The sequence below is a fragment of the Pseudarthrobacter sp. alpha12b genome, assembly GCF_054130495.1.
The window spans coordinates 1,370,035-1,396,906 of the sequence record NZ_CP196746.1 but is presented as its reverse complement, the minus strand read 5'-3'; the positions used below and the strand labels follow the sequence as shown (position 1 = coordinate 1,396,906).

Genomic DNA, 26,872 nt, shown 5'->3' with positions numbered 1-26,872 from the left:
CAGAAGTTTTGTGCTTCCTGCGGAAAGTCAGGATGTCCTGGACGTCAGCCAGATGGTGAAGGCGATGATGACGCCGAGACCGGCAACCCACACGAACAGACCTTCAGCAACCGGGCCGAGCGAGCCCAGATCGGCGCCGCCCGGTGAACCGGTGGTCTCGATCTGCTTCAGGAAGGTGATGATGTCCTTCTTGCCTTCGGGGGTGATGTTGGCGTCGTTGAAGACCGGCATGTTCTGCGGACCCGTGACCATGGCCTCGTAAATGTGCTTGCCGGTTACATCGGCCAGGGCAGGTGCAAACTTGCCGCGGGTCAGGGCGCCACCGGCAGCCGCTGCGTTGTGGCACATGGCGCAGTTGGTGCGGAAGAGCTCGCCGCCGGCAGCGGCGTCGCCGCCACCGCTTGTCAGGTCTTCTGCAGGAATTGCCGGGCCGGCTCCCAGGGAGGCGACGTAGGCTGCAAGCTGGTGGGTCTGTTCGTCGTTGAACTGGACAGGCTTCTTGAGGGCCTGGGGACCGTTCATCTGCATAGGCATGCGACCGGTGCCCACCTGGAAATCAACGGCGGCTGCGCCGACGCCCACCAGGGAGGGGCCGTCCTTGGAGCCGCTGGCACCCATGCCGTGGCAGGTGGCGCAGTTGGCGGCGAAGAGCTTGCCGCCCTCTTCTGCGTCGCTTGCGCTGAACGTGGTGGTGGAAGCCTTGGCCTGGTTGACGGTGGTTGCCACGGCGTACAACCCACCCGTGATGAGGAGCCCCATCAGAAGCAGCGCTATTGCTGCAAGTGGGTGACGCCGCTTTTGTGAGAGTGCCTTCACGTGGTGGTTCCTTTATTCGATCCTGCGCCGGCTCCGGGAGCCGCTACCTGAAATTCTGCCTCTTGTAGAAAAAGAATCAAAGCTGGCTACTTGAGTACGTAGATGACCAGGAAGAGGCCGATCCACACGACGTCAACGAAGTGCCAGTAGTAAGAGGTGACGATCGCGGACGTTGCTTCGAAGTGTCCGAACTTCTTCGCGGCGAAGGACCGTCCCATGATGAGCAGGAAAGCGATCAGGCCGCCGATGACGTGGAGGCCGTGGAAGCCGGTGGTCATGTAGAAGGCCGAGCCGTAAGCGTTGGAGGAGAGCGAGACGTGCTCGGAAACCAGCATCGCGTATTCGGTGGTCTGGCCGGCAACGAAGAACGCGCCCATGAGGAACGTCAGGGTGAACCATTCGTTCATTCCCCAGCGGGCGAACTGCAGCGCACCTCCGGCGCGCCGTGGCTGCAGCCGCTCTGCGGCGAAGACGCCCATCTGGCAAGTGAAGGAACTGGCCACAAGGACGATCGTGTTGACGAGCGCAAAGGGGAAGTTGAGCTTGGCTGTCTCTTCGGCCCACATCTGCCCACTTGTGGAGCGCAGAGTGAAGTACATGGCGAAGAGGCCGGCGAAGAACATCAACTCACTGGACAGCCACACAACGGTTCCAACAGAAACCATATTGGGGCGGTTCAGCGTGGGGTGCGCCGGGGTACTGGGGGCATGGGTCGCAGATGTCACATAGACATTATGTCTGTAAAAGTCCGTGCTGCCCAACGCAAACCGCCTTTTCGGAGGACTTTTTCTACAAAGACGCGAAATTGCCCGGAAAAGTTCCGGCCACCGTTCACATTGGTCAGTGGCCGCCATCGCTCGATAGCATCAGCACGTGACTTCTCAGGCAACTAAAGCGTCCGGCAACACCTGGCCCCGGTTGATCTCGGCGCTCATCAAGGGCAACGACCTCACGGCGGAGAACACATCCTGGGCCATGGACACCATCATGTCCGGGGAAGCCACACCGGCCCAGATCGCAGGGTTCCTGGTGGCCCTCAGCGCCAAAGGCGAGACCGTGGACGAGCTTTCCGGCCTGGTGGACGCCATGCTCGCCCATGCCAACCCCGTGACAATTACCGGCGAAAAACTGGACATTGTGGGGACCGGTGGTGACCAACTTAACACCATCAACATCTCAACCATGGCCGCCCTGGTAGCCGCCGGGGCCGGCGCAAAGGTCGTTAAGCACGGCAACCGGGCGGCGTCGTCGTCGTCCGGGTCCGCTGACGTGCTCGAAGCGCTCGGTGTCCGCCTTGACCTGCCCATTGCGCAGGTGGCCCGGAACGCAGAGGAGGCGGGTATCACGTTCTGTTTTGCGCAGGTGTTCCACCCATCGTTCCGCCATACTGCCGTGCCCCGCCGGGAGCTGGCGGTGCCCACGGCATTCAACTTCCTGGGACCGCTCACCAACCCTGCCAATGTCCAGGCGTCGGCCGTGGGAGTTGCGAACGCGCGCATGGCGCCGCTCGTGGCCGGCGTCCTGGCCCGCCGGGGGAGCCGGGGGCTGGTGTTCCGTGGAAACGACGGCCTGGACGAGCTGACCACAACCGGACCGTCCACCGTGTGGGAAATCCGTGACGGCGCGGTCAGTGAGCTGCACTTCTCGCCGGAGGACCTTGGCATCAGCCTGGCTACTGTTGAACAGCTCCGCGGCGGTGACGCCGCGGCAAATGCGGGAGTGGTCCGCGACGTACTTGCCGGCAGGAGGGGCCCGGCGCGGGACGCGGTCCTGTTGAATGCGGCGGCCGGCCTGGTCGCATTCGATCGTGAAGCAGAGGGGCCGTTCCTGGCGCGGATGCAGGCGGCATTCGCGAGTGCGGCGCAATCGATCGACTCCGGTGCTGCCGCCGCCGTCCTGGACCGCTGGGTATCCCTGTCCCGGGCCTAAGAGGCGGGTCGTCGGGTTACTGCTCGAAACCCAGCGAAAAGGCGGCATCCAGGTCGTGCTGGGAGTATGCCCGGAATGCGATGTGGGTGGTCGTGTGGACCACCGCTGGAACTTTTGACAGCCGGTCCGCGATGACATCCGCCAGATCCTCGTGCCGGCGCACCCTGGCTACCGCAATGAGGTCCCATTCTCCGGTGACCGAGTACACCTCGCTGATGCCTTCGATGGCCGATATTTCCTCCGCCGTCTCCGGAATGCGGGCGGCGTCAGTCTTGATCAGAACAAATGCGGTAACCACGCTTGAACCCCTTCAATCAGTGCCGCCGCAGTAAGGCACGGCAGGCTTTTCCCTGCAGCCAGCCTATTACACGGGCGCCGATTCGCCCGCTGGCACCCGGTGCCCTGCTCCCGCCGCCCGTTCACCTGCCCTGCCTGCGGCGGAGCCGCGCGACACCGGCCAGCAGGAGGCGGTAGCCCACCAGGAACACGGCCTGGGCCAGTGTGGCCACGATGATAAAGGGAAGGACGACCGTCTGCCCGGTCAGTGCCCGCAGGAGCATGCCACCGACCAGGCCGGCCAGCCAGACTGGAATACCTGCCCGGGGTACTGACAGCGGGCGGCGCCACGCGCGGGCAACAACCCATCCCGCAGCCGCGCCGGCAAGGAATGGCCAGGCGGTCAGCAGCACGCCGAGGATGGGCTCCTCGCGGTGGTGTGCATCGCGGCCTATCGCGGCGAAAAGAAGGATCAGCAGAATGTCCGCCGCTGCCGCCGTCACCACCGCCCGCGCGTGTGCTGACTGTGCGGGCCTGGTTTTCATGGAACTCATGGTTTCGAGCTTAGCCGCCGATAGGTGGGACGCTTGCGGACGGAACGGGCGCCTGCGGCGGGGGAGGGGGGCGTCAGACCGCTTCCTGGACCAGGCTGACTTCCGGTGCTGCCTGCACCCTATGGACAAGCCAGCTTGCCTCCCACCGCAGGTGGTAATCCGCGTCCGAGTCCCATTCAATGAGGACATCGGTCACGGTGTAGGCCACGGCGTTGGCCCGCCTGGCCCGAACCGTGACGGGTGCGGGCCTCAGCAGAACAATGGGCCTGCCGGGAGCATGCCGCAGGGCTTCCTGGCGCATCTCGGAACGGCATCCGGGGCACGTGGCGGTGGAATGTGTGCAGTCTTGGGGGCGGGGGAGTTCGCGCATGGGGCGTCCTAGGGGGTACGCAGGAAATCCGGGCGCCGCCGCCGTCTTCATGAACAAAAGGAGGATCCTGGGATCGCTCCATCGTGCGCCCGCGGCAGGCCTGGCCGGCCTGCCGCCATGTCCAAAAGGTTAGAATGCCCGGCGGCAGGCGCGCATGGGTGGGAGCTACCCAACTTCCACGTAGGCCTCCCCGTTTTCCGGCGCTCAGGGGATAGGGATGCAGTAAGGTCGCAGCTGTAGGTGAGGCCGCCCCAGTCAAACCGGAGACACCGTGAATAAAGCCTTATGGATTTGCAGCCTTGTTGGTGCCGCCTTTGGTATCAGCCTGGGGCTGGCGCTGTTCCACACGCCGTTCTGGGGCTGCGCGCTGGGCCTCGGGCTCGGGGCCGTCGTTGGGGCCTCGATGCAAAGGCGTCATTGAGCACCAAGAGGTCTCCTGCCCAGGCAGGGCGTTTGCGGCTGTCCCGGCCGCATCATCCGGTCTTTCACCGACGACGCCGGGGGAGGAGGCTCTCAGGGAGCGCGCCCCGGCCCTTGTGCGCGGGTGTTGGCCGATCCCGCCGATGAATGCCGCTGCCGCAGGACAAACCGGATGGCAACTGCCGCAATGAGTCCCACCAGCGTCACGAGGTTCACTTCGTCGAAGGACAAGCCATCGATGTTGGGTTGAAGGTCCGCTCCGGTGGCCCAGGCGAACCAGACTTCGCTTACCAGGATGCCGGCCACGAAATACAGAACGGCTGCCACGAACCACAGCCACCGCACTGAGGTTCTTCCCACGATCACCCTGAAGAGCCCGCCGACGATGATTGCCATCGAAGCAAGAACGGCCACCCCGAACGGCCCGAGATCCCACTGCACGCCGGCCTCCTTTCCAGCAGCAATGCCTGGACTGCCGTCAGGAATCAAGGCTAGGAGGAAGAGCGTGTGGCTGCCAGGGGCCAAAGCCCTGACAGCGCTTCATCAGCTTTACCGCGCCCCTCGGCCGGCTGTTTCCACATTCATTTTCCGAGGTTCGACCCGGGGCTGACAATGAGAGTAACGAGCTTCCTGCGGTCTGGGGCTCGTAACAGTGGGGAGGTAGTGGTATTCACCGTCCACGCCGCTGGCGCTGCACACGGTGATGGAGCCGCTGCCGCTGATTGGCCGCTGGCATGAATGGTCCGTTGTCATTGCGAACCCAAGCCGCGATTCGCGAGCCCTGACATCGTCGTCAGTGAGCTCCTGGCCGCTATCCCAGCGCCGGTAAAGACTGGGACACGGGTTCGTGCTGATGCACAGGAATCGTTCAGGGCGGACAGCCTCGTCGCTCAACTTCCAGCCGCTGCGGGGGATCGGTACGGAATGGCTTCTCCTAGGAGGCTCAGAATATTACTTGACATAATGTAGATTATCGGCGCTTTGGGGATGGTCCGGAATCGGGGCCACGCAACCAACTTTCCGGGCCGTGCAGCCGGGCGCATCAGCACTGATCGAACCTGCAGGCCCATTGTCTTTATCGAACCGCACGTCAAGAATGACTTAATGACGGTCTACGTGCGTTCCCTTGAAACTGCAGTCCCGACGACGAAGCTGATCCAGTCCGAAGCCCGTGATGTTTTTGCGGCGCAGCCAGGCTTGTCCAGGCTGGGTTCACGCCTTGTCGGTACCTGTTTCGATGGTGCCGCCATTGAGACAAGGTTCACCGCCGTCCAGGAACTGACCAACACGTCGCGCTCGGAAAACCCTCAGTTCTATGACCCGGACACCGGGCTGCTGCTGAACCCCAGTACCAAGGTCCGCAACGACATCTTCGCCAGGGAGGCCACCAAGCTGTTCGTGGAGGCTTCCCGCGCTGCCCTGTGCGCTGCCCCGGAACTGGATTTACTTGACATAACTCACCTCGTGACAGTGTCCTGCACCGGTTTCTTCAACCCCGGGCCCGACTACAAAGTGGTCCGGGAACTCGGCCTTAATCCTTCGGTACAGCGCTATCACCTGGGCTTCATGGGCTGCTACGCGGCTTTTCCAGCACTCCGCGCGGCAAAGCTGTTCTGTGAGGCGGACCCGGACGCCGTTGTCCTGGTGGTTTGTGCCGAGCTGTGCTCCCTGCACGTCCGCACGTCCAACGACCCGGACACGATCATGGGCTCGGCCCTGTTCGCCGATGGTGCCGCGGCCGCCATCGTGACAGCGCGCCCGGACGCGGAGGAAACCGCGCTGCTGAAGCTGGACCACTTCGAAACGGTCCTGACGCCGGTAGGTGAGGACTCCATGGCATGGAACATCGGGGACCACGGTTTCGAAATGGTGCTGGGCAACTATGTGCCGCACATCATTGATGACCACATCGTGGGTGCACTGCAGCCCCTGTTGGCGAAGGATCCCGAATTGGCGGCACTCCCCTACACCTCGATCCCCCATTGGGCCATCCACCCCGGCGGCCGCAGCATCCTCGACAAGGTGCAGTCCAGGCTCGGACTCAGCGACGCGCAACTGGTTCCCGCCCGGGACATCCTGCGCAACTTCGGCAACATGAGCAGCGCCACGGTGCTCTTCGTCCTCAAACACATCCTGGAACAGCCGCTGAATGGCGAAGCGGCAAACGGTGACGAGCGCATCTGTTCCATGGCATTTGGCCCGGGCCTGACCGTGGAGACGGGATTGTTCACCAAGCTCCGGCAAGCCACCGCCGGCACCCGGGACCGCAATCAAGGAAACAGTGCTGCGGAGGATGTCCAGACGGCGTTTCAGGACCGGACGGCCGCGGAAGCGCCGGTGGCCTGACGGGGGCCCGGGGCATGGCAATCCTGCTGCGTACCCGCGCGGCCGGGGAGATCGAGCAAATGGACCGCGCGGACTGCGACGCCCGGCTCCTTGACAACACCTACCGGCAGTTCCGGGTCATAAACCGGGTATTGTCCGGCTGGCGGAAGTTGTACAACAAGGAGTTGCGCACCATCATCACGCCGGACCAACGCCCCGTGACTGTGCTGGATATTGGCTCCGGCGGCGGTGACCTCGCCGTGATGCTGGCCCGCTGGGCAGCCCGGGATGGCAAGCCAATGCACATCACCGGGATCGATCCGGACCCCCGCGCCGCCACCTTCGCCAACCGGCGCATCCCTACCCCCGGCGTCGAATTCCACCAGGCGCACAGCAGCGACCTGGTCCGGGGAGGTGCCCGGTTCGACGTCGTCATCTCCAACCATGTGCTGCACCACCTTGGACCCGGGGAGCTCCGCCAACTGCTGGCAGACTCGGAAATCCTGGCGGCCGGCAAGGCGCTGCACAACGACCTTGTCCGCAGCCCCGCCGCGTTCGCCCTCTTCAGCGTGGCAGCGCTGCCGTTCCGGCACTCCTATATCCGGGAGGACGGCCTCACCTCCATCCGCCGCAGCTACCGGCCTGCAGAGCTGGCAGCATCCGCTCCCCCGGGCTGGTCCGTTGAACGTTCGTCGGCCTTCCACCAGGTCCTGACCTACCGGAAGGGCTGAGATGGACGCTGATGTCCTGATCGCCGGCGGCGGTCCCGTGGGCCTGTACCTGGCTGCCGCGCTGCTCCAGGAAGGCATATCGGTGAAGGTTTTTGAGCAGCGACAGTCGCGGAACCGGCACACCCGGGCCATCGGCATCCATCCCCCGGCATTGGAAGCACTGGCCCGGGTCCAGGTGGCGTCCGGCATGGTGCAGGAGGGCGTCCGCATCCGGGCCGGCATGGCGGTCAGCCGCCGCAAGACAGTGGGAACCATGGCGTTCGACGCCGTTTCGGGCGACTTCCCGTTTGTGCTGGCACTGCCGCAGTACAGGACGGAGCAGCTCCTGGAAGAACGCGTGCTCGCCCTGGACCCCGGGGCAATCGTCAGGGGTGCCAACGTCACCGGAGTTACGGACGACGGCGGCAAGATCACCGTAGCGGTGGAGGGCGGGGCGGGTGCCACGCACCCCAGCGGCAGCGCCACCGCGGCGTTGCTGGTGGCGGCCGACGGCGCCCGGTCACAGCTGCGCGATGCACTCGGTGTCCCGGTGGTCCGCAGGGCGTATCCGGACCACTACCTCATGGGGGATTTCGACGACGGCACGGACTACGGGGACAGGGCCGTCCTGTTCCTTGAGCCGGACGGAATCGTCGAGTCCTTCCCGCTGCCGTGCGGTGTGCGCCGCTGGGTGGTGCGGCTGGGCGGGCCGGCTGCACGGACGGCAGGGCCGGACCACCTGGCGACGTTGGTGCTGCAGAGGACCGGGGTCACCCTTGATCCGGGCACGAATTCCATGCTGAGTGCCTTCAGCGTGCGGTCCGGAATAGCCCAGAGGACTGTTGCCGGACGGTCCGTGCTGCTGGGCGACGCGGCCCACGAGATCAGTCCCATTGGCGGCCAGGGCATGAACCTGGGCTGGTTGGGGGCCCAGGAAGCGGTGCCGCTGGTCTGTGCGGCGCTGTCAGGTAGGCCCACGGGCAGGCCGCTCAGGGAGTTTGAGAAGAGCCGTCGACGCGCTGCCGTCCTGGCCCGCCGGCAGGCGGAAATCAACATGATGCTGGGCAGGCCATTGCCCCAACCGCTCCTCCGCATGCGCACCGCTGCCATTGCCGCGGCCGCCGCAGTTCCTGCGGTGAACCAGTGGGCCGCCAGGCGATTCACCATGCAGTAGCAGCAGCGGCAAGCAGCGTTTCCTGGCTACCGGAAGTAACAGTCGTAACTGTCCTGGCTCACGATCACACCGTTGCTGACCTCAAAGACCGACGACGTCCTGGCCCGGATGGTCTCGCCGCGGTCCCAATACCGCAGGTCCATCAGCACCGTGGCAGACCACTCGGCCTCCACGGCCACCCGGCCGCCTTCACAGGTGGTCCGCCGGACTGCGAATTGTTGGTCCTTGACCACCTCGTGGCTTTGGTCGGCACCGGCAAGAACGGCGTCCAACGTGCGGGTCGAACCTTCCGGGGCCAGCAGGTGCGGGGCCTCCGTCAGCACAAACTGTTCCGAGAGGAACGGGCGGATGTCCGCCCCGCCGCCACCCGCCTCAAGGACGCGGATAAATGCAAGGACGTGCTCCAGCGGGGACGCCGCCGGGAGGGAATCATCAGCCATGGTGTAGACCTTATCCGAACGTCCCTCCGCGCCGTCCGCCAGTAGGCTGTCCCCATGACCCAGACTGTTCCCCCGACAACCGCCGGCGCCGACCATATCCGTGAAAGTGTTGAGCGGATCCTGTCCGCCGGGTCCCTCCCGCCCATCGTCCAGGCCGGTCACCCGGCACTGCGCCAGCGCGCCGCGGACTATGACGGCCAGCTGTCGGCGGACCAGCTGGCCCGTCTGATCGGGGTCATGCGGCAGGTCATGCATGAAGCGCCCGGGGTGGGCCTTGCCGCGCCGCAGCTGGGCATCCCGCTGCGGCTCGCCGTCCTGGAGGACCAGTTCGACATCGACCCCGCTGCTGCTGCCCTGCGGAACCGCAGCCCGCTGGATTTCCTGGCGATCCTGAACCCCCGGTACACGCCAGTGGGCTCCGGACGCGCGTCGTTCTATGAAGGGTGCCTTTCCCTGAATGGGCTGCAGGCGGTGGTGGCGCGCCCGGACGCCGTCCTGCTGGAGTATGTAACGCCCGACGGCGCGGCGGAGCGGCGTGAGTTCTCCGGGTGGCAGGCGCGCATCGTGCAGCACGAGACGGACCACCTTGACGGCATCCTGTACATCGACCGCGCCCAGCTTCGGTCCCTGAGCAGCAATGCGGAATATGCAGCGCACTGGGCGGAGGCCGGCATCGACAAGGCACGGGAGGGACTGGGGTTCGACGACGGGGCCGCCGGCATATCCCTCGGCTGAGGGTGACCGCCGCCTGGCGCACGCAGCCGGACAGGCCTGAAGGCCACGCCCACCTAAAATAGTTCCCATGCCATCCGCGGATCTCTCCCTCCTGTGCCCTGTCTGCTCACATCCGCTGGAGCACCGCGAGGCAAAGGCCACGCGCCAACCCCGCCTGGTTTGCCCCGACGGGCACAGCTTCGACGCCGCCCGGCAGGGCTACTTCAACCTGCTGGTGGGCAAGGGCACGCCCTTCGAACCGGACAGCGCAGCGATGGTGGCGTCCCGGTTCACCTTCCTGGGGAACGGGCACTACCGGCCGCTGGCGCAGGCCCTGGCCTCCGCCGTCGTGCCCCACCTGCGGGAGGAAGGCGCAGTGGTGCTGGACTCCGGAACAGGGACCGGACACTACCTGCGGGAGATCCTGGACGCCGCAGCTGCCGGAGGGCGGGAGGTCTCCGCCATCGGCCTGGACATCTCGAAATTCGCGCTTCGGCGCGCTGCCCGGCTCAACCCGGAGGCGGTGAACCTGGTCTGGGACATCTGGCAGCCGCTGCCGGTGGCGGCCAACTCGGTGGACGCGGTCACAGTGGTCTTCGCGCCGCGGAACCCCTCGGAATTCGCTCGGGTCCTCAGACCCGCGGGCGTGCTGGCCGTGGTAACACCGCGCCCCGGACACCTCGCGGACATCGCTGCCGTGACCGGAATGCTCAGCATTGAAGAGGGCAAGGATGAGCGGCTGGCGGCGGCGATGGCCCAGCACTTCAAGCCCGAAAACACCGTGGACGTGGACATCCCGCTGGAGCTGACCCGCGCCGCCGCCGCGGACCTGGCCTACATGGGACCGGCGGGCCACCACCTGGGCCGGGACCAGATCGCCGCCCGGCTCGAAAACTCCCCGGAACCGGTGAAAGCCGACGCAAAGTTCAGGATTTCCGTATTCCGGCCCAGGACCCACGGCGCCCCGTAACGACTTGGCCACTATCCCCCGGCTGCCGCTGTGAACCGGCCCACGTTGCCGGCGTGCGGACTAGGATGAAAAGACAGTTACCGGCGGGTCCCGCGGATGCGGCTCCCCCGTGACGAAGGGGGAAGCAGGAATGTTCGAGTGGCTTGGGGAAAACTGGTGGGCGCTGTGGCTCACGGCTTTCCTGGCGTTTGCAGTGATCGAAATGATCACCCTTGACCTGTTTTTCATCATGCTTGGCGGTGGGTCGCTCGCCGCACTGGTGGCCGATTTCGCCGGCGCCGAGCCCTGGCTCCAGGTAGTCATCTTCGCCATCGTGTCCCTGCTCATGGTTGCCTTCGTCCGGCCCGTGGCACTGTCGCACCTGAAAAAGGGACCCTCAGAGCAGCGGACCAACGTGGATCGGCTGATCGGTGAGCCGGCCGTGGTGATGGAAGCCGTGACGTCCGACGGCGGCCTGGTGAAAATCGGCGGCGATATTTGGAGCGCCCGCTCCTCAGCGGGAGTCCTTCCCGCAGGCCAGAAAGTGGTCGTAGCGGCCATCGATGGCGCAACAGCAGTGGTTTCGGTACCGCCTGCGGCGGCCACCGGCCAAGATACAGCCTGACAATTGGGGAACAAGGAGTTGTATGGAAAACGCAGGCGGGACCGCACTGGCCATTGTGCTGGTGGTTCTGATCGTCTTTGTCATCATAGTTTTGGTCCGGTCCGTCCGGATTATCCCGCAGGCCCGCGCCGGCGTCGTTGAACGGCTCGGCAAGTACCAGCGGACGCTCAACCCGGGCCTGACCATCCTGATTCCGTTTGTGGACCGGCTCCTTCCGCTCCTGGACCTCCGTGAACAGGTGGTGTCCTTTCCACCCCAGCCCGTCATCACCGAAGACAACCTGGTGGTCTCCATCGACACGGTGGTGTACTTCCAGGTAACTGACCCGCGCGCGGCGACTTACGAGATCGCCAACTACATCCAAGCCGTGGAACAGCTCACCACCACCACCCTGCGCAACGTGGTAGGTGGCCTCAACCTGGAGGAAGCCCTCACGTCCCGTGACCAGATCAACGGGCAGCTTCGCGGTGTCCTCGATGAGGCAACAGGCCGCTGGGGCATCCGCGTTTCACGGGTGGAACTAAAGGCCATCGATCCGCCGCACTCCATCCAGGACTCCATGGAGAAGCAGATGCGCGCCGAACGCGACCGGCGCGCAGCCATCCTCACGGCCGAGGGCACCAAGCAATCAGCCATCCTCACCGCGGAGGGCCAGCGCCAGGCGTCCATCCTTGCCGCAGAGGGCGAGGCCAAGGCCGCCATCCTCCGCGCTGACGGCGAATCGCAGGCCATCCAGAAGGTCTTCGACGCCATCCACAAGGGAAACCCGGACCAGAAACTGCTGGCCTACCAGTACCTGCAGACGCTGCCCAAGCTCGCCGAGGGCTCGGCCAACAAGCTGTGGATCATCCCAAGCGAAGTTGGGGAAGCCCTGAAGGGAATCGGTAACGCCCTGGGGGGCACCAACGCGGACGCCCCCGCTGCCGGGTCACTTTTCGACGACGCTCCCACCGAGCGCACCCAGCCGTAGGAATTTCGGCAACATTGGGAGGGTTTGGCGGCCACGCCAAACCCTCCCTGTTTTGGTTGAAACGGGATAACCCCCGTATAATTGGGTATTTGTCCGGCAGGAGAATACCAGCTGGAACAACCAAGCTTCGCAATGCGTTGAATCCTATGATGCAGCACAGTGCACACAGTAGTCCGGCGGTGCCACGGTGCCACCGGCCAGCGCGGAGATTTCATCCGCGAAACGACCAGAGGGAGAAATCATGAGCGATCGCAGCCTGCGGGGCATGCGCCTTGGTGCGCAGAGCATGGAGACCGAGTCCGGAGTTGAGCCGGCTCCGCGCCAGCGGGTCGAATACCGCTGCGCGGATGGCGAGCAGGTCTTCGTCACGTTCTCCTCCGAGGCGGAAATTCCTCCGGTGTGGGTCTCCAAGACCGGCAAGGAGGCGCTCCTGGTTGACGGCGAAAAGCCGGACACCAGCAATGACAAGGCAGTCCGCACCCACTGGGACATGCTGCTGGAACGCCGCTCCCTGCCTGAACTCGAACAGATCCTCGAGGACCGCCTGACCATCCTGCGCGAACGCCGCGGAGAGCGCCGCTCGGCATAAGGCCAGCCCCGCAAAAGGGGCGGCCCCGCACTGTTGGTGCGGCACCGCCCCTTTCTTGTGCCCTCTGGTCGCCGTGCGTGACCGTGAGGGGAAGGCCTACGCCTGCTTGTTCTTCAGTTTTCCGGCCAGCGTGTTCCAGCGCGCGGCGAGTCCCCATTTGGTGACATTGATCATGGCTTCGACCACGATGTTGCCGCTCATCTTGGATGCACCCAGTTCCCGCTCAACGAAGGTGATGGGGCGCTCCTCGATGCGCAGTCCCAGTTTGGCTACCCGCCAGGCCAGATCCACCTGGAAGCCATAGCCCACGGAGTCCACCTGGTCCAGGTTGAGCTTCTCAAGGGTGGTCCTGCGGAATGCGCGGTAACCGCCGGTAACGTCCCTGATCGGCAGGCCCAGCATCAACCGGGCATAGGTGCTGCCCACCCGGGAGATCGCCTGGCGGTACAGCGGCCAGTTGACCACGCTGCCGCCGGGAACCCAGCGCGAGCCCATGGCCAGGTCTGCGCCATCTTCCACGGCTTCGAGCAGTTGGGGAAGCTGCTCCGGCTGGTGGGAGCCGTCTGCATCCATTTCCACCAGGACGTCGTAACCGGCGTCAAGGCCCCACTTGAAGCCCGCGATGTAGGCGGCGCCCAGGCCTTCCTTGCCCTTGCGGTGCAGGACGTGGACCTGTGCGTCTTCGGCAGCGAAGCCGTCGGCAAGTTGGCCGGTGCCGTCGGGGCTGTTGTCATCAACCACCAGCACGTCCGACGCCGGAACGGCCTTCCGCAGGCGCTGGAGCGTCTTGGGCAGCGATTCCAGTTCGTTGTAGGTGGGAATGATCGTAAGGACGCGCACAGAGGGCCTTTCCTGGTGGAAGTGGTCGGTGCACCTGATGCCGGGCATGCCGGCGGCGGGCGCAACTCCCCATTATAGGGCGGTGGGGTGGGTTCCCTGGTCAGGAACGCAGGGCCGGGCTGGCGTACAGTTCGGCCCCGTCTTTCACAGTTTGCAGGCATACCGGGTCCGAGCCCGTGTCCAGGGCCGGCAGCAAGGGGGTCCGGGCCCGGGGATCGGTGCTCCACGACTGCACGCGCCCGTCAGCCACCTGCACCATCAGCTCCTCCACCTCCCACACCGCAAAGCTGGCCGGGGCCCCCGGTACGAGTTGCCCGGCCATGGGATTGGCGTGCCGTGCGGCCCGCCAGCCGGCCCGGGTGTGCCCGAGGAAGGCAGCGCGGGCGGAAATCCGCTCTTCCGGATTGTGGTGTTCCACACAGGCTCGCACGCTCGACCACGGACGCAGGGGTGTGACGGGGCTGTCGCTGCCGAAGCAGACGGGAACTCCGGCAGAGTAGAACGCGGCGAACGGGTTCATCGACCGGCTTCGCTCCCCCAGCCGCCGCTCGTAGAGGCCGCCGGGGCCGCCCCAGGCTGCATCAAAGGACGGCTGGGCGCTGACGGTCACGGAGTAATGCGCCAGCCTCGCGACAGCTGCGGCCTCTGCCATCTCCACATGCTCAAACCGGTGGCCGGCGGCGCGCACCCGCTGCTCCCCCACCTCCTTGGCCGCCAGATCCAGCGCTTCCAGGGCAGCGTCCAGCCCGGCGTCGCCAATCACATGGAATCCGCCCTGGATCCCGGCCAGGGAGCAGGCGGCGAGGTGGGCTGCCGCCTGGTCCACGCTCAGGTACAGGGTGCCGTGCTCCTGGCCGGCGTCGCTGTAACCGGAGCGCAGGGCGGCCGTGCGGGAGCCCAGGGACCCATCGATGTTCAGGTCGCCCGCAAGCCCGCGGACACCAGCTCCCAGCTGTGCAACCAGGGTGCGGGCCTGCTCCTCGGACGACACGAGCTCGCCCCAGTACGGCAGCACCTCGGGAAACCGCGGCGCACCCGGTCCGGTGGCGTTCCACCCTGCAGTGAGCCGCATGTCATCGCCGCCGCCGATGTGGGGTGCAGCCATTTCGGCCAGGGCAACGTACCCGTTGGCAGCAGCTTCGGCCAGGGCACGCGCCTGGAGCCGCTTTAGTGAATCCTGCGGCATCTGCCGGGTTGCCAGCCGGGCAGCGTCGTGTGCCGCCCGCGTCACCCGGGCGCCGCCGTCGTACCCGTCCTTGGTGTGAAGCTCCGCCGACCGGGCCAGCGACGTCGACACCAGCGCCGAGTGCACGTCCACCCGGGAGAGGTAGACCGGCCTGCCCCCGGCAGCCCGCTCAAGTTCCTCTGCGCTGGGCAGCGTGGGGTCCGCCCACGTGCTCTCGTCCCAGCCGTGGCCGAGCACTGGCCCGTCCCCGCCGGCACCGGCGACGGCGTCCAGCAGTGCGCGGGCCGAGGTGAGTGTCCCCAGCTGCAGCGACTCCAGGGCGATACCGGTTTCGGTCAGGTGCATGTGCGAGTCAACGAAGCCAGGCGCAACCAGCGCACCATGGAGGTCGATGATCTCCATGGAACTGTCGGCAATGGACGATGCCGCCTCCTCCGATCCAACCCAGGCAACGGTGTCCCCGTCCACCAGCATTGCCGTTGCGAAGGGATCCGCCGCGGTGTACACGGATCCATTGCGGTACAGCACCGGCGCGGGACGGGAGGGGGCATCGGGACGGTGCATGGTTGGCAGGACTCCTGGAGTGTGTGCAGGCCAGCGTAGCCGGCAGGGGGTTTAACGGGGTTAGAGAACGGACGAGTAGGCCACGACACCGCGGCGGATGAGTTTGATTGCCTCGGCGCAGAGCCGTGCCAGGCGCGGGTCAAGGCCCGGAATCTTGGCGAGCTGGTCCAGCAGGTCCACCACTTGCTTGACCCAGCGGACAAAGTCGCCGGCGGCAAGATCGGTGCCGCTGAGGACGTCCTGCAGGTGGCGCCCGCGGGCCCACTTGTACAGGGGCCACACAAGGCCCAGCTCAGGCTCACCGGTCAGCGGAAGCTTGTTCTCCTCTTCCACGTCTTCAAGGACGGACCATTCCTTGACCACGACGTCCACTGATGTCTCCAGGGAGACACTGGGCATGCGCGGCCGCAGGCCCCGGTCTTCGCGTTTGGCCTGGTACACCAGCACGCTGGCCAGGGCAGCGACTTCCGCTGCGTCGAGGTCATCAAACGCACCCAGCCGCAGGGACTGCGAGATCAGCAGGTCCTTCTCTCCGTAGATCCGGCGCAGCCGCTGGCCGTCAGGGCTGATGTTCAGCCTGCCGTCTCCCACGTCTTCCAGGTAGCCATAGGCGGACAGGACGTCGCAGACCCGGTCGAAGGTTTTGGCGATGGTGTTGGTCCGGCCCTGGATCTGGCGGACCAGGCCGTCCGTTTCCCGCCGCAGTTTCCACCAGCGCTCCGACCAGCGGGCATGGTCTTCTCGTTCGCTGCATCCATGGCAGGGGTGGGCCTTCAGGGCCCGGCGCAGATCGGCGATGCGCTTCTCCTGGTTGGGAAGTGCGGCGGCGCGGCCGAAATCGTTGTTTCGGTTCTGGCCCGGAGCGGGAGGGCGGTTTTCGCGCAGCGCGTTCCGTGCGGAGGACGCAAGGTCCCGCCGCGATTTTGGCACCTTGGCGTTAAAGGACTTGGGGATGCGGATCCTGGTGACCGGCGCGATGGGTCCTTCAAGGTCGTCGGTTCCTATCCGGCGCAGCTGGTTGTCCAGCGTGAGCACAGCAGGCCGGGGTTCGCGGCTGCTGTGGTCAGAGCTGAGGACGACGGCGGGACCCGGGGCACGGCCGCCGGGAACATTGACCACGTCCCCCGGCAGGAGGCGGGCCAGCGAGTCGCCGCTGAGCGACTTCTGCACGCGGGACTTGGTCCGTGAGGTGGCGTTCTCGGCGTCGGAGAGTTCCCTGCGCAGCCGGGCATACTCTGTGAAGTCACCCAGGTGGCAGGTCATGGACTTGGCGTAGCCGGCCAGGGATTCCTCGCGGCTCCGCACCTGGCGGGCCAGGCCCACCACGGACCGGTCGGCCTGGAACTGGGCAAAGGATGACTCCAGGATCTCACGTGCCCTGGCGCGGCCAAACTGCGCCAGCAGATTGATGCTCATGTTGTAGGTGGGCCGGAAACTGGAGTTCAGCGGGTAGGTGCGCCGCGATGCCAACCCGGCAACTGCCGTCGGGTCCGTGCCCGGCTGCCACAGGACCACGGCATGGCCTTCAACATCGATGCCGCGCCGGCCTGCACGGCCGGTCAGTTGGGTGTATTCCCCTGCGGTGATGTCCACATGGGCTTCGCCGTTGAACTTGTCCAGCTTCTCCAGTACTACCGAACGGGCGGGCATGTTGACGCCCAAGGCGAGGGTTTCGGTGGCGAATACAGCCTTGACCAGGCCGTCGGCAAAGAGTTTTTCCACCACCTCCTTGAAGGTTGGCAGCATGCCGGCGTGATGGGCCGCGAAGCCTCGAAGCAGTCCGTACCGCCAGGTCCAAAAGCCCAGGACATCGAGGTCGTCCGGCGGGATGTCCTGCCCGGCCTCGTCAACGCGCTGGGCAATGATCTGCTGCTCTTTTTCCGTGGTGAGCCATAGGCCGGACGTAACGCATTGGGCGACCGCTGCCTCACAGCCGGCGCGGGAGAAGATGAAGGTGATGGCGGGCAGCAGGTCCATCCGGTCCAGGCTGGCGATCACCTGGGGGCGGCTGGCGGGGCGCACCCCCGTCGGCTCGCCGCCACGCGCCGGGCGGTCGTTTCCGCGGCGGCCGCGCTGACCCCGGCCGCCGGGTCCGGGCCTGCTGCGGAAGCTCTGCCGGCTCTCACTTTGGGCCACGGTGAGCAGGTCCGGATTGACGTCGAAACCGCGGCCTTTGGCGGTGTCCGTGGACTTGCCGGACGCGGCCGGTTGCTGGACGTCCTCCTCAACGGGCGGGGCGATCTCATCGAAGGTGGTTTCCCCTGCGAACAGGTCCATGATCCGACGGCCCACCATGACGTGCTGCCACAGCGGCACGGGGCGGTGCTCGGACACGATGATGTCGGTGTCCCCGCGGACCGTGTCCAGCCAGGCGCCGAATTCCTCGGCGTTGGAAACGGTTGCACTCAGCGAGGCGACCTGCACCTCGCTGGGCAGGTGGATGATGACTTCTTCCCAGACGGCCCCGCGGAACCGGTCGGCGAGGTAATGGACCTCGTCCATGACCACGTAGCCAAGGTCGCCCAGGGTGGCGGAATCCGCGTAAAGCATGTTCCGGAGGACTTCAGTGGTCATGACCACAACCTGCGCGTCACCGTTGATGCTGGTGTCGCCGGTCAGGAGGCCTACGTTGTCCGCGCCGTACTTTTCGCTGAGTTCGCTGAACTTCTGGTTGCTGAGCGCCTTGATCGGCGTGGTGTAGAAGGCCTTCAGTCCCCGCTGCAGCGCGAGGTAGATGGCGAACTCCCCCACGATGGTCTTACCGGCTCCGGTGGGGGCAGCCACCAGGACTCCCCTGCCCTCCTGGAGCGAACGGCATGCTTGCCGCTGGAAGTCGTCAAGCTCGAAGTCCAGGGTCCGGATGAACGCCCCGAGATAGGTGGCCGCCTCTGCCCGGCGCTCGGCGCTGGCACGGTATCTCTCGGCCGGCGACAGTTCTTCAGGATCGACGGGGCCCGTGGAGAAGGGCCCGGTGGTGGAGGACATACCCCAAGCCTAACGGCAGGCTACAGCTTCTTTAGTTCACTGCCCGGGGTGGCGATGTCCGCTGTGGCTTCGGTCTCCTCGACCTGCCGGGCCTGCCGGCGGTCGCGGCGCTTGTCGTTCATGATGCAGATGCCAATTGCCGCGAAGAAGAGCGCCAACAACGGCCCTGCCAGCATGAACATCGAAATGGCATCGGCACCGGGCGCTGCAATTGCTGCCAGGACGAAGACCAGGAAAACGGTGATGCGCCAGGCCTTCAGGATGGTGTGGCCGGAAACGATTCCGGCCATGTTGATGCCAACCAGCACCACAGGGACCAGGAAGGCCAAGCCCAGCATCAGCACCATGCGGGTCACGAATTCGATGTAGGTCCTGGCATCGATGACGCTGGAGGAACCCTCCGGAGTGAACTGGGTCAATGCGTGGACCACCTGCGGCACCACAAGCCAACCCACCCAGATTCCGGCAAGGAACAGCGGAATGGCCGCGGCCATATAGCCCAGGGTGTAGCGCCGTTCCTTGGATGTCAGCCCCGGGGTAATGAAGGCCCAGAGCTGGTAGATCCAGATGGGGCTGGAGATGACGGCTCCAATGAGGAGCGACATCTGGAGCTTGAAGTCAAAGGGCGACGCGATGGTACCGAAGTTGATTGCCGCAAGGCCGCCGGTTTCATTGGAAATCCGGTTTACCGGTTCGGCCAGGGCCTTCAGCAGCGGATCGTAAAGTATCCAGCCCCCAATGCCGCCAATGACGACGCCGATGGCCGACTTGATCAGCCGGTTCTTCAGCTCCTTGAGGTGGTCCCAAAGCGACATCCGCCCCTCGGGATTGGCTTTACGGGCCCGCGACAGTGCCACTGGAGGTCAGGCGCGGGTCGACGGCGGAACGTCAGTGCCGTCTGTCGGCTCACCGGGCTTCGCCTTGGGGTGGTTCACGATGGTGCCTTCCACCGGGCCGGTGGCCTCGGTGGAGTCGGCTTTGCCGTCGTTCTTCATTTCCTTGACCTCGGACTTAATGATCCGCATGGACTGGCCCAGGCTGCGGGCCATGGCCGGAAGCTTGGGGGCGGCGAAGAGAAGCAAAGCAACAACGATGATAATTACGATCGGCCAGGGGCCATCAAAGAGTCTTCCCACGGGAAATCCTTTCCTCTAAATACATCCTACTTCTATGTGAAGTCGAGATCTCCGAGCGCCTGCGGCTGGCCCCGGTCCTTTTTGCGCTGCACTCGCCGGCGGCGGCGTTCTTCGCGCCGGGCCGATTTGGATGCCTCGTAATCATGTCGCATCGCGGCGGGTGAGGCAAAAACAGCAGAACCCGGCAGTGCCCGTCCCGGGTCCGTGGCATCCTGCACCTCGACGGGGTTCAGGTGCCCCAGCCTCTCACCGGCGGCACTGAGGTCCTTCACAGTCGCCATGAACTGGCGGAAAAGACGGATGCCCAGCAGGACATAGAACAGCAGGGCCACTGCGACGAGCGCCACCCATATGAGAATCCAGGACCACCAAGGCATGGTGAGAAGTCTATCCGGCGTGTCTGTCCAGCGAAGCCGCCAGCCACTCCCGCGCGGCGTCAGCCAGTTCGGCGGGAGCCAGGATCCTGGCTGCACCGCCGTGCTGGGCCACGAACATCGGCAGCCATGCAGTGTTGCCGAACCGGATCTGGGCTACCAGTCCGCCGTCGGGCAATTCCGCTGTGCGTTCCGCGTAGTAATCGTCCGCAAGCCCCCTCCCCTGCCGGGTGAGCTGGACGGTGACGGTGGTGTCGTCGTCGTTCGCTGTGAAAAGTTTGGCCGGGACCCCTCCATCCGGTGCCCCGTGCACGCTGGCGGGCAGGCCGTTGGGGCGCACTTCCTGGACCCGGTCCAGACGGAAGTTCCGCAGCCCGCCCACCATGTGGCACCAGGCTTCGAAGTACCAGGTGTTGTCCAGGGAGTACAGCCGCAGCGGATCAACCTCGCGTTCCGTGACGGCATCGCGCTGGGGTGCCAGGTAGGACAGGTGGAGCTGGGAACCGGACTCGATGGCCTGGCGCACCGTGGCGTGGGTTGCGGCGTCCGCGGGAGCCACCTCGGGCCCGGCGATGGACGCGGCGCGGAGCCCCTCTTCCCCGGCCGCGGCCAGCAGCTTCAAAGTGACCGATTCCAGGGCGCCGCCGCCGGGCAGGTCCGGCAGGCCGTTGAGTGTTTCCAGACCGGTCAGCAGGGCGCATGCCTCCGCCACCGTGAATCGGACCGGCTTCTTCAGGTCCAGGTCCTGGGTGATGAAGACGTGGCCGTCCTCCCACTGGATGTCGAGCAGGTCATCCGGATAGCCCTCGGGCAATCCGGAGCAGATGAGGATCCGGAGGTCTGCCTCCAGCTCTTCGCGGGTGACGCCGAAGTGGTTTGCCACATCCTGGATGTGCAGGCCCTGGTTGTGGACCAGGAACGGGACCAGCTGCAGCATGCGCTTGAGCTGGTCCTCCGAAGTCCCCTTGCGGGCGGTCCGGGCACGGGAATCGGCGAATGTATAGGCGGGGACTGGCGAGGCACTGAAGTCGGCAGCGGCCTGGAGGCGGCGCCGCACTGCCGCGGCCAGTCCGGCGGGTTCCACTGCCACGGCATCGGGTCCGTAGGAGGCGAGCTCTTCGGCGAGGACCTCCGGGTCGCGGTACTCCAGGAAGATCCTGTCGCTGCCGTCAGCGACCGGGCGGGTGGCCTGGTGCCGGGAGCCGTCAACGGCCCGGCGGCGCAGCGCCAGCTGGCGCCCGTGCCTGACGTCCACGACGGCGGTGCGCAGCGGCAGTTCAGGCAGCCGGTCCAGTTCGGCGCGGATGCTGAACCCGGCTGGCGGTACGTACTGTTCCCTGGCGAGGGTGGTCACGGCGCTGGTGAAGCGGGAAAGCCGGAAATGCCGGGCTGCCTTTCGGGCCCGGTCGTAGCCCATGAGGTACCACTGGCCGAACCGGCTGCCCAGGCCCCAGGGCTCTACGGTCCGTTCCTCCTCCTTGCCGGTGCTCACGGCAAGGTACACGAAGCTGACGGGATGCCGGGCATGCATGGCGGCAACGATGTCATCGAAGGCCTGGCCTGCCGGTTTGATCCGTGGCTGGACGCCGGCCGGCAGTTCCACCTCGGCCAGCCTTCCTGACGCCTGGAGCTTGCGGAGTGCGCTTTGGGCAGCCGTCCCCAGTGCCGCACGCTCCCAGAGCTGGGAGGCCAGCAGGAGGACGGTCCATTCCTCCGGTCCCAGCTGGACGTCCGGGAGGCGGCTGGATTCCTTGCCGATCCGGTACCTGGTGGTGGCGGGGTCATCCTCGCTCCAGCCCAGGTCCGTTAGTGTCTCCACTTCGAAGCCCATCGCCCGCAGGTCATTCTTGTCCCGCTCGAACATCCGCCCGAAAGCAACGTCGTTGCCGGAGCTGTCGTGGTAGACCTTCTCGCGCAACTCGCTGCGACGCAGCCCGTAGCGGGTGTTGAGCAGCGCAATCAGCAGGTTGAGGAGGCGTTCAGTGCGGGATACGGACACCTTGGTTACGTTACTAAACTCCTCCGGTGAAAGCAGAAAGCGCGGCAGCACGGGAGGGTTATCCTCTGTGCTGCCGCGCTCCGGGGTGCGGCACCTGGGTGTCTTACGGGATCGGGACTGCGTTCTAAAGCTGCGCCCTGGACGTTATCAGCGGACGCCGACGAGGTCCACGACGAAGATCAGTGCCTCGTTGGGGGCAATGGCTCCGCCGGCGCCACGCGAGCCGTAAGCCAGCTCGGAAGGGATCTCCAGGCGGCGGCGGCCGCCCACCTTCATGCCCAGGAGGCCCTGGTCCCAGCCCTGGATGACCTGGCCGACGCCCACGCGGAAGTCCAGCGGTGCGCCGCGGCCCCATGAGGCGTCGAATTCTTCCCCTGTGGACCAGGCAACGCCGACGTAGTGGGTGGAGACGGTGTCCCCTGCCTTGGCTTCCCTGCCGTCACCCTCGATGAGGTCGGTGATGACGAGTTCCGTGGGGACGTCGCCTTCCGGGAAGTCGATCTCGGGCTTCTGGCGGTCGAATTCGCGCTGTCCAAACGACATGCTTTCTCCTATGCGTGAGTGCTGATGGGTGCCGCGGAGGACGCGGCGTCCCTGTAAGTCTTGCTACTTGACCCCGAGGATGTCCACTACGAAGACGAGGTCGCCCTTTGCCTGGCCCTGGCCGGCGTCACCGTAGGCCAGGTCCTTGGGGATGACCAGCAGGACGCGGGAGCCTACTGTTTTACCCGCGAGGCCCTGGGTCCAGCCCTTGATGACACCGGAGAGCGGGAAGGTGGCAGGCTGGCCGCGGTCGAAGCTGGAATCGAACTTGGTGCCGTCGGCCAGGTTGACGCCAACGTAGTTCACCGTCAGGGTGTCACTTTCCTTGACGACGGCGCCCGTGCCCTTGATCAGGTCCTGGGACACGAGTGCCGTGGGGGCAGCTGCACCCGCAACGCTGATTTCCGGCTTGCCGTCTTTTTCCGTCACAGTCGGCAGGCCGGCCGGCGGGGTTACGGTCTCACCCTGGGGCTTGTCCAGGACAGGAGTGGGGTCCGAAGCGGAGAGTACCTTGATGATCAGCAGCTGGGTGGGTTCAGCTGCTGCGCTGGGGCTGGCGGCGTCGGACGGGCTGGGGCTGGCCGAAGGGGCACTCTGCTGGGAAGGAACGGCCAGGGCCAGGCTGGATCCCACCTTGGCACCTACGAAGGCGTTGTAGATGACGGCGCTGCCGGATTTGAGCTCGTCGTTCAGCTCCAGGCTTTCAGGCTCGTTGGGGAACGTATCCTCCAGCTGGGATCCGTCCGTACCGTTCAGGGCCAGGATGGAGATCTTGGCAACCTGGTTTGCCTTGACGGTGTCGCCGCTGCCTTCGGAAACCACTTTGATGGTCGGCTGCGTAACGGCCAGGGGCTTGTCGAAGTCCACACCCGGGGCCTTCTTGTCCCCGTTGTCGGTCAGCTTGAGGGAGTCGAACTTTGCAGTCTCCCCGGCGGACTGGCTGCTGGGCTCGGGCTGCGAGGGGGTACCTCCGCAGGCGGTCAGGAGCAGCAGGCCGGGAAGGAGGATTGCTAGTAGTCGGCGCACGTAGTAAAACTTTCGTCGGGGCAGGGTGGATACGGATTTCCGCATGGCGGCGGACAGTGCCGTGGAAGGTCCCGTTAAAAAGGACCTTATCCAGAATAGACCCTGAAGCTGGACGTCAGCCCATAGAGTCGAGCAGCGCATCCACGCGCTCATCGACGCTGCGGAAGGGATCCTTGCACAGAATTGTCTGGTGGGCGCGGTCGTTGAGTTTCAGGTGTACCCAGTCCACGGTGTAGTCACGCCCCAGTTCCTGCGCACGGCGGACGAAGTCGCCGCGAAGCTTGGCGCGGGTGGTTTGTGGTGGCGCGTCAACGGCACCCTTGATGACGGTGTCGTCAACGATCCGGCGCACCGCACCCCGCGACTGCAGCAGGTAGTAAAGCCCGCGGCTGCGGGAAATGTCGTGGTACGTCAGATCGAGCTGGGCGATCCGGGCCGCCTCCAGGCCCAGGCTGTGGCGTTCGCGGTAATTGTCCATCAGCTTCTTCTTGATGGCCCAGTCGATTTCGGTGTCAATCCCCCTGGTGTCACCGGATTCGATCGCATGGAGCGTTCGCTCCCACAGGTCGAGGATCAGGGGAACGTGCGGGTTGTGGGCGCCGTGCTCCTTGACGAAGGCGGTCACCTTGGTCAGGTACTCCTGCTGGATTTCAAGGGCGGTGAGCTGGCGTCCATTGGCCAGGCGGACCAACGCGCGGCCGCTGAGGTCATGGGAGATTTCCCGGATGCTGCGGATGGGGTTTTCCATCCTCATATCGCGCATGATCACGCCGGCCTCGATCATGCGCAGGACCAGGTCCACGGTGCCCACCTTCATCAGCGCTGTCGCCTCGGACATGTTCGAGTCCCCCACGATGACGTGCAGCCGCCGGTAGAACTCAGCGTCGGCATGCGGCTCGTCCCTGGTGTTGATGATGGGCCGGGAGCGGGTGGTGGCGGAGGAGACACCTTCCCAGATGTGGTCGGCGCGCTGGGAGAACGCATACGTTGCCCCGTGGGGCGTCTTCAGGATCTTCCCGGCCCCAGCGACGAGCTGGCGGGTAACCAGGAAAGGGATCAGGATTTCGGCTAAGCGGGAAAATTCGCCGCGCCTGGGAATCAGGTAGTTCTCATGGCTGCCGTAGGAATTGCCTGCGGAGTCGGTGTTGTTCTTGAACAGGTACACGGTGCCGTTGAAACCTTCGGCAGCCAGCCGCGCCTGCGCCTCATCCACCAGGTCATCCAGGATGAGTTCGCCGGCCCGGTCGTGGGCGATCAGCTGGGCAAGGTCGTCGCACTCGGCCGTGGCGTACTCGGGGTGGGACCCGACATCGAGGTACAGCCGCGAACCGTTGGTGAGGAACACATTGGATGAGCGCCCCCAGCTGACCACCTTGCGGAACAGGTAGCGCGCCACTTCCTCCGGAGCAAGGGGCCTCGAGTCGGGGCTCGAGTAGGAAATCCCGAACTCGGTTTCGATGCCGAAGATTCTCTTGTCCATGTGGTCCTCCTAGGCCAGCAGTGCTGTGATGTCCGCGTCATTCAGCCTGCGGAAGGCGCGCCGGGTGCCGCGGGAGCTTTCGGAAAGCCGGTCCAGGACGGCCACTTCCAGTGCACTTGGCGGCAACGGCGCCGCTGGCTGGCCTCCCTCCTGGACGGGAGTAAGTCCCTTAAGTGCCAGCCGCACGGCGTCGGCGAAGCCCAGTGATGCCTGCCATCCCGCCTCAATGGCCGATGACACTTTTTCCGCCTGCCCGCCCATGACGACGAAGCTGTGCTCGTCGGCGATCGAGCCATCAAATGTCAGCCGGTAGAGGTGGTCTTCGGCCTGCGTGGACCCTACTTCGGCGACGGCGAGTTCCACTTCGAAGGGCTTTTGCTCGGCGGTGAAGACGGCCCCCAGGCTCTGCGCGTACACGCTTGCCAGGCCGCGGGCGGTCACATCCTCACGGTCATACGAATATCCACGGACGTCTGCGTAGCGGACGCCGGCCTGCCGGAGGCTTTCGAATTCGTTGTATTTGCCCACGGCGGCGAATGCGATCTTGTCGTAGATTTCGCCGATCTTGTGCAGTGACGGCGAAGGATTTTCGGCCACGAGTGCGATGCCGTCGGCGCAGCTGATGACAACGACCGATCGGCCGCGGGCGATCCCTTTCCGCGCGAAATCCGCGCGGTCCTTCATCAACTGTTCGGGCGAGACGTAAAACTGCTGGGTCATCTCAGGCCTCCCGTCCGGCGATGGTGCGTGCTTCGATCACGCTGCGCGACGCGGCCGCAAGTTCAGCCTCCGGAACCCGCCGGGCTCCCGTCCTGTCCACCGTATAAACCACAGGCCACAACTGCCGGACCGTATCCGGACCACCTGTGGCCGAATCGTCGTCGGCGGCGTCATAGAGCGATTCCACGGCAACCGACAGGGCCTGCTCAGCGCTGAGGTTGGGCCGCCACAGCTTCTTCAGGGCACCGCGTGCGAAAACGGAGCCGGAGCCCACGGTGTGGTGTTCGTGTTCCTCGTACCTGCCACCGGTGACGTCATAGGAAAAGAGCCTGCCGACACCGGCGCTGGTGTCGAAGCCTGCAAACAGCGGCACCACGGCAAGGCCCTGCAAGGCCATGGGGAGGTTGCCCCTGATCATGGCGCCCAGCCGGTTTGCCTTGCCTTCGAGGCTGAGCTGGGTTCCTTCAATTTTTTCGTAGTGCTCGAGTTCAACCTGGAAGAGCCGCGTCAGGTCAATCGCTATGCCGGCCGTTCCGGCAATCCCAAGGACAGAGAAGTGGTCCGCCGGGAAGACCTTCTCGATGTGCCTGCTGGCAATGATGTTTCCCATGGTGGCGCGCCTGTCGCCCGCCATCAGGACACCGCCGCCGTAGCTCATGGCAACGATGGTGGTGGCGTGCGGAACCTGCACCGGGGCAGCCGTGGTAACGCCACCCTGGAGGGACCGGCTAAAGGGCAGTAGTTCGGGCCGGTCCCGTTGCAGGTGCTCGGTAAAGGACGAGGTGGCGTTGGCGGCTACCTGGTTGGCGGTTGATTCCTGCACTCATCACTCCTTGAACGTGGTACTTCAACGTCGGTACAGATTGCTGCCGTCCGCGGCTTCCGCCACCTTCCGGGTCCGGGTTACTGGCCGCCCTTTTGGACGAATGCCCGGACGAACTCTTCGGCGTTGGATTCCAGGACGCCGTCGATCTCGTCGAGAAGGTCGTCCACGCCTTCGGTCGATGCCGACGCCTGGGCCTCGGGCGGTGCCGGGGGTGCCTCGGGGATGTCGTCTTCGACCTGGCTGTCACGTGCCTGCGGCTGCTGTTGCTCCTGGCCTGCCATTGCTTTCCCTCCTTCTTCCGTCGGTGGATCCGGCGGATCCTCCGATATGCC

At 65.4% G+C, this 26,872-nt stretch carries 29 protein-coding genes; 9 read left to right on the top strand and 20 right to left on the bottom strand.

Annotated features, from left to right (window positions below; all coding sequences use genetic code 11):
- Nucleotides 1–27 precede the first annotated feature (27 nt).
- Together qcrC and ctaE are read right to left on the bottom strand one after the other, a co-directional pair.
- A complete protein-coding gene (qcrC, locus tag ACTAQI_RS06285) occupies nucleotides 28–816 on the bottom strand; it encodes a cytochrome bc1 complex diheme cytochrome c subunit (protein ID WP_457950212.1) in 789 nt (262 codons plus the stop codon).
- Between the two features lie 86 nt (nucleotides 817–902).
- Nucleotides 903–1,541 (bottom strand): aa3-type cytochrome oxidase subunit III, encoded by a 639-nt coding sequence (ctaE, locus tag ACTAQI_RS06280; protein WP_196803315.1) that lies wholly within the window; start codon nucleotides 1,539–1,541, stop codon nucleotides 903–905.
- A gap of 148 nt (nucleotides 1,542–1,689) precedes the next feature.
- On the opposite strand from ctaE, the gene trpD reads away from it, so the two are divergent.
- Entirely contained in the window at nucleotides 1,690–2,745 is a 1,056-nt protein-coding gene (gene trpD, locus ACTAQI_RS06275) for an anthranilate phosphoribosyltransferase (RefSeq protein WP_457950211.1), read from the top strand.
- A 16-nt stretch (nucleotides 2,746–2,761) separates the two neighbouring features.
- On the opposite strand, the gene ACTAQI_RS06270 is transcribed toward trpD, so the two are convergent.
- From ACTAQI_RS06270 to ACTAQI_RS06255, 4 genes are all read right to left on the bottom strand, one after another.
- The gene (locus tag ACTAQI_RS06270; protein ID WP_141160402.1) at nucleotides 2,762–3,043 is read right to left on the bottom strand and encodes an Lrp/AsnC family transcriptional regulator; all 282 of its coding nucleotides are present in this window, start codon (nucleotides 3,041–3,043) and stop codon (nucleotides 2,762–2,764) included.
- 121 nt (nucleotides 3,044–3,164) lie between these two features.
- Nucleotides 3,165–3,575, bottom strand: coding sequence for a DUF3054 domain-containing protein (locus ACTAQI_RS06265; RefSeq protein WP_457950210.1), 411 nt, complete (start codon nucleotides 3,573–3,575; stop codon nucleotides 3,165–3,167).
- A 73-nt stretch (nucleotides 3,576–3,648) separates the two neighbouring features.
- Complete coding sequence (locus ACTAQI_RS06260) at nucleotides 3,649–3,876, bottom strand: hypothetical protein (RefSeq protein ID WP_457950209.1); 228 nt, start codon at nucleotides 3,874–3,876, stop codon at nucleotides 3,649–3,651.
- Between the two features lie 582 nt (nucleotides 3,877–4,458).
- Nucleotides 4,459–4,806: a hypothetical protein gene (locus ACTAQI_RS06255; RefSeq protein WP_457950208.1), complete on the bottom strand. Its 348-nt coding sequence runs from the start codon at nucleotides 4,804–4,806 to the stop codon at nucleotides 4,459–4,461.
- A 663-nt stretch (nucleotides 4,807–5,469) separates the two neighbouring features.
- Between ACTAQI_RS06255 and ACTAQI_RS06250 the strand changes: the two genes are divergently transcribed.
- From ACTAQI_RS06250 to ACTAQI_RS06240, 3 genes are read left to right on the top strand one after another with little or no spacing between them, the layout of a single operon-like run.
- Entirely contained in the window at nucleotides 5,470–6,711 is a 1,242-nt protein-coding gene (locus ACTAQI_RS06250) for a type III polyketide synthase (protein WP_457950207.1), read from the top strand.
- 14 nt (nucleotides 6,712–6,725) lie between these two features.
- Nucleotides 6,726–7,421: a class I SAM-dependent methyltransferase gene (locus tag ACTAQI_RS06245; RefSeq protein ID WP_457950206.1), complete on the top strand. Its 696-nt coding sequence runs from the start codon at nucleotides 6,726–6,728 to the stop codon at nucleotides 7,419–7,421.
- A gap of 1 nt (nucleotide 7,422) precedes the next feature.
- Entirely contained in the window at nucleotides 7,423–8,574 is a 1,152-nt protein-coding gene (locus ACTAQI_RS06240) for an FAD-dependent oxidoreductase (protein WP_457950205.1), read from the top strand.
- Between the two features lie 26 nt (nucleotides 8,575–8,600).
- On the opposite strand, the gene ACTAQI_RS06235 is transcribed toward ACTAQI_RS06240, so the two are convergent.
- Nucleotides 8,601–9,014, bottom strand: coding sequence for a nuclear transport factor 2 family protein (locus ACTAQI_RS06235; RefSeq protein ID WP_457950204.1), 414 nt, complete (start codon nucleotides 9,012–9,014; stop codon nucleotides 8,601–8,603).
- A 54-nt stretch (nucleotides 9,015–9,068) separates the two neighbouring features.
- Between ACTAQI_RS06235 and ACTAQI_RS06230 the strand changes: the two genes are divergently transcribed.
- From ACTAQI_RS06230 to ACTAQI_RS06210, 5 genes are all read left to right on the top strand, one after another.
- Nucleotides 9,069–9,749: a peptide deformylase gene (locus ACTAQI_RS06230; RefSeq protein ID WP_457950203.1), complete on the top strand. Its 681-nt coding sequence runs from the start codon at nucleotides 9,069–9,071 to the stop codon at nucleotides 9,747–9,749.
- 67 nt (nucleotides 9,750–9,816) lie between these two features.
- Nucleotides 9,817–10,698, top strand: coding sequence for a putative RNA methyltransferase (locus tag ACTAQI_RS06225; protein ID WP_457950202.1), 882 nt, complete (start codon nucleotides 9,817–9,819; stop codon nucleotides 10,696–10,698).
- 130 nt (nucleotides 10,699–10,828) lie between these two features.
- The gene (locus tag ACTAQI_RS06220) at nucleotides 10,829–11,302 is read left to right on the top strand and encodes an NfeD family protein (RefSeq protein ID WP_457950201.1); all 474 of its coding nucleotides are present in this window, start codon (nucleotides 10,829–10,831) and stop codon (nucleotides 11,300–11,302) included.
- A 22-nt stretch (nucleotides 11,303–11,324) separates the two neighbouring features.
- A complete protein-coding gene (locus ACTAQI_RS06215; protein WP_457950200.1) occupies nucleotides 11,325–12,272 on the top strand; it encodes an SPFH domain-containing protein in 948 nt (315 codons plus the stop codon).
- Between the two features lie 241 nt (nucleotides 12,273–12,513).
- Nucleotides 12,514–12,861, top strand: a complete 348-nt coding sequence (locus ACTAQI_RS06210) for an RNA polymerase-binding protein RbpA (RefSeq protein ID WP_026266052.1) — start codon at nucleotides 12,514–12,516, stop codon at nucleotides 12,859–12,861.
- 96 nt (nucleotides 12,862–12,957) lie between these two features.
- Here the strand turns inward: ACTAQI_RS06210 and ACTAQI_RS06205 are convergent, their stop codons facing one another.
- From ACTAQI_RS06205 to ACTAQI_RS06145, 13 genes are all read right to left on the bottom strand, one after another.
- Nucleotides 12,958–13,701 (bottom strand): polyprenol monophosphomannose synthase, encoded by a 744-nt coding sequence (locus ACTAQI_RS06205; RefSeq protein ID WP_457950199.1) that lies wholly within the window; start codon nucleotides 13,699–13,701, stop codon nucleotides 12,958–12,960.
- A gap of 100 nt (nucleotides 13,702–13,801) precedes the next feature.
- A complete protein-coding gene (locus tag ACTAQI_RS06200) occupies nucleotides 13,802–15,451 on the bottom strand; it encodes an amidohydrolase (RefSeq protein ID WP_457950198.1) in 1,650 nt (549 codons plus the stop codon).
- 60 nt (nucleotides 15,452–15,511) lie between these two features.
- Complete coding sequence (locus ACTAQI_RS06195) at nucleotides 15,512–18,436, bottom strand: DEAD/DEAH box helicase (RefSeq protein WP_457950197.1); 2,925 nt, start codon at nucleotides 18,434–18,436, stop codon at nucleotides 15,512–15,514.
- A 20-nt stretch (nucleotides 18,437–18,456) separates the two neighbouring features.
- Entirely contained in the window at nucleotides 18,457–19,251 is a 795-nt protein-coding gene (tatC, locus tag ACTAQI_RS06190; protein ID WP_457950196.1) for a twin-arginine translocase subunit TatC, read from the bottom strand.
- Between the two features lie 48 nt (nucleotides 19,252–19,299).
- On the bottom strand, nucleotides 19,300–19,572 hold the full coding sequence (gene tatA, locus ACTAQI_RS06185) for a Sec-independent protein translocase subunit TatA (RefSeq protein ID WP_175318761.1): 273 nt from the start codon (nucleotides 19,570–19,572) through the stop codon (nucleotides 19,300–19,302).
- 32 nt (nucleotides 19,573–19,604) lie between these two features.
- Nucleotides 19,605–19,949 (bottom strand): hypothetical protein, encoded by a 345-nt coding sequence (locus ACTAQI_RS06180; protein ID WP_457950195.1) that lies wholly within the window; start codon nucleotides 19,947–19,949, stop codon nucleotides 19,605–19,607.
- Nucleotides 19,950–19,959: 10 nt separating this feature from the next.
- Entirely contained in the window at nucleotides 19,960–21,945 is a 1,986-nt protein-coding gene (locus ACTAQI_RS06175) for a helix-turn-helix transcriptional regulator (protein ID WP_457950194.1), read from the bottom strand.
- 147 nt (nucleotides 21,946–22,092) lie between these two features.
- On the bottom strand, nucleotides 22,093–22,488 hold the full coding sequence (locus tag ACTAQI_RS06170) for an FKBP-type peptidyl-prolyl cis-trans isomerase (RefSeq protein ID WP_066275847.1): 396 nt from the start codon (nucleotides 22,486–22,488) through the stop codon (nucleotides 22,093–22,095).
- Between the two features lie 63 nt (nucleotides 22,489–22,551).
- Complete coding sequence (locus ACTAQI_RS06165) at nucleotides 22,552–23,514, bottom strand: FKBP-type peptidyl-prolyl cis-trans isomerase (RefSeq protein WP_457950193.1); 963 nt, start codon at nucleotides 23,512–23,514, stop codon at nucleotides 22,552–22,554.
- A gap of 115 nt (nucleotides 23,515–23,629) precedes the next feature.
- On the bottom strand, nucleotides 23,630–24,994 hold the full coding sequence (gene pafA / locus ACTAQI_RS06160; RefSeq protein WP_457950192.1) for a Pup--protein ligase: 1,365 nt from the start codon (nucleotides 24,992–24,994) through the stop codon (nucleotides 23,630–23,632).
- Between the two features lie 9 nt (nucleotides 24,995–25,003).
- A complete protein-coding gene (prcA, locus tag ACTAQI_RS06155) occupies nucleotides 25,004–25,714 on the bottom strand; it encodes a proteasome subunit alpha (RefSeq protein WP_457950191.1) in 711 nt (236 codons plus the stop codon).
- Between the two features lies 1 nt (nucleotide 25,715).
- Nucleotides 25,716–26,537 (bottom strand): proteasome subunit beta, encoded by an 822-nt coding sequence (gene prcB, locus ACTAQI_RS06150; RefSeq protein WP_457950190.1) that lies wholly within the window; start codon nucleotides 26,535–26,537, stop codon nucleotides 25,716–25,718.
- Nucleotides 26,538–26,617: 80 nt separating this feature from the next.
- Entirely contained in the window at nucleotides 26,618–26,821 is a 204-nt protein-coding gene (locus ACTAQI_RS06145; RefSeq protein WP_457950189.1) for a ubiquitin-like protein Pup, read from the bottom strand.
- Nucleotides 26,822–26,872 lie beyond the last annotated feature (51 nt).

Bases quoted from the DNA above. Each gene is read 5' to 3' on its own strand.
- ACTAQI_RS06265 (WP_457950210.1), bottom strand. From the start codon at position 3,575: ATGAGTTCCATGAAAACCAGGCCCGCACAGTCAGCACACGCGCGGGCG.
- ACTAQI_RS06260 (WP_457950209.1), bottom strand. From the start codon at position 3,876: ATGCGCCAGGAAGCCCTGCGGCATGCTCCCGGCAGGCCCATTGTTCTG.
- ACTAQI_RS06250 (WP_457950207.1), top strand. From the start codon at position 5,470: ATGACGGTCTACGTGCGTTCCCTTGAAACTGCAGTCCCGACGACGAAG.
- ACTAQI_RS06245 (WP_457950206.1), top strand. From the start codon at position 6,726: ATGGCAATCCTGCTGCGTACCCGCGCGGCCGGGGAGATCGAGCAAATG.
- ACTAQI_RS06240 (WP_457950205.1), top strand. From the start codon at position 7,423: ATGGACGCTGATGTCCTGATCGCCGGCGGCGGTCCCGTGGGCCTGTAC.
- ACTAQI_RS06235 (WP_457950204.1), bottom strand. From the start codon at position 9,014: ATGGCTGATGATTCCCTCCCGGCGGCGTCCCCGCTGGAGCACGTCCTT.
- ACTAQI_RS06230 (WP_457950203.1), top strand. From the start codon at position 9,069: ATGACCCAGACTGTTCCCCCGACAACCGCCGGCGCCGACCATATCCGT.
- ACTAQI_RS06225 (WP_457950202.1), top strand. From the start codon at position 9,817: ATGCCATCCGCGGATCTCTCCCTCCTGTGCCCTGTCTGCTCACATCCG.
- ACTAQI_RS06220 (WP_457950201.1), top strand. From the start codon at position 10,829: ATGTTCGAGTGGCTTGGGGAAAACTGGTGGGCGCTGTGGCTCACGGCT.
- ACTAQI_RS06215 (WP_457950200.1), top strand. From the start codon at position 11,325: ATGGAAAACGCAGGCGGGACCGCACTGGCCATTGTGCTGGTGGTTCTG.
- ACTAQI_RS06210 (WP_026266052.1), top strand. From the start codon at position 12,514: ATGAGCGATCGCAGCCTGCGGGGCATGCGCCTTGGTGCGCAGAGCATG.
- ACTAQI_RS06200 (WP_457950198.1), bottom strand. From the start codon at position 15,451: ATGCACCGTCCCGATGCCCCCTCCCGTCCCGCGCCGGTGCTGTACCGC.
- ACTAQI_RS06195 (WP_457950197.1), bottom strand. From the start codon at position 18,436: ATGTCCTCCACCACCGGGCCCTTCTCCACGGGCCCCGTCGATCCTGAA.
- tatC (WP_457950196.1), bottom strand. From the start codon at position 19,251: ATGTCGCTTTGGGACCACCTCAAGGAGCTGAAGAACCGGCTGATCAAG.
- ACTAQI_RS06180 (WP_457950195.1), bottom strand. From the start codon at position 19,949: ATGCCTTGGTGGTCCTGGATTCTCATATGGGTGGCGCTCGTCGCAGTG.
- ACTAQI_RS06170 (WP_066275847.1), bottom strand. From the start codon at position 22,488: ATGTCGTTTGGACAGCGCGAATTCGACCGCCAGAAGCCCGAGATCGAC.
- pafA (WP_457950192.1), bottom strand. From the start codon at position 24,994: ATGGACAAGAGAATCTTCGGCATCGAAACCGAGTTCGGGATTTCCTAC.
- prcA (WP_457950191.1), bottom strand. From the start codon at position 25,714: ATGACCCAGCAGTTTTACGTCTCGCCCGAACAGTTGATGAAGGACCGC.
- ACTAQI_RS06145 (WP_457950189.1), bottom strand. From the start codon at position 26,821: ATGGCAGGCCAGGAGCAACAGCAGCCGCAGGCACGTGACAGCCAGGTC.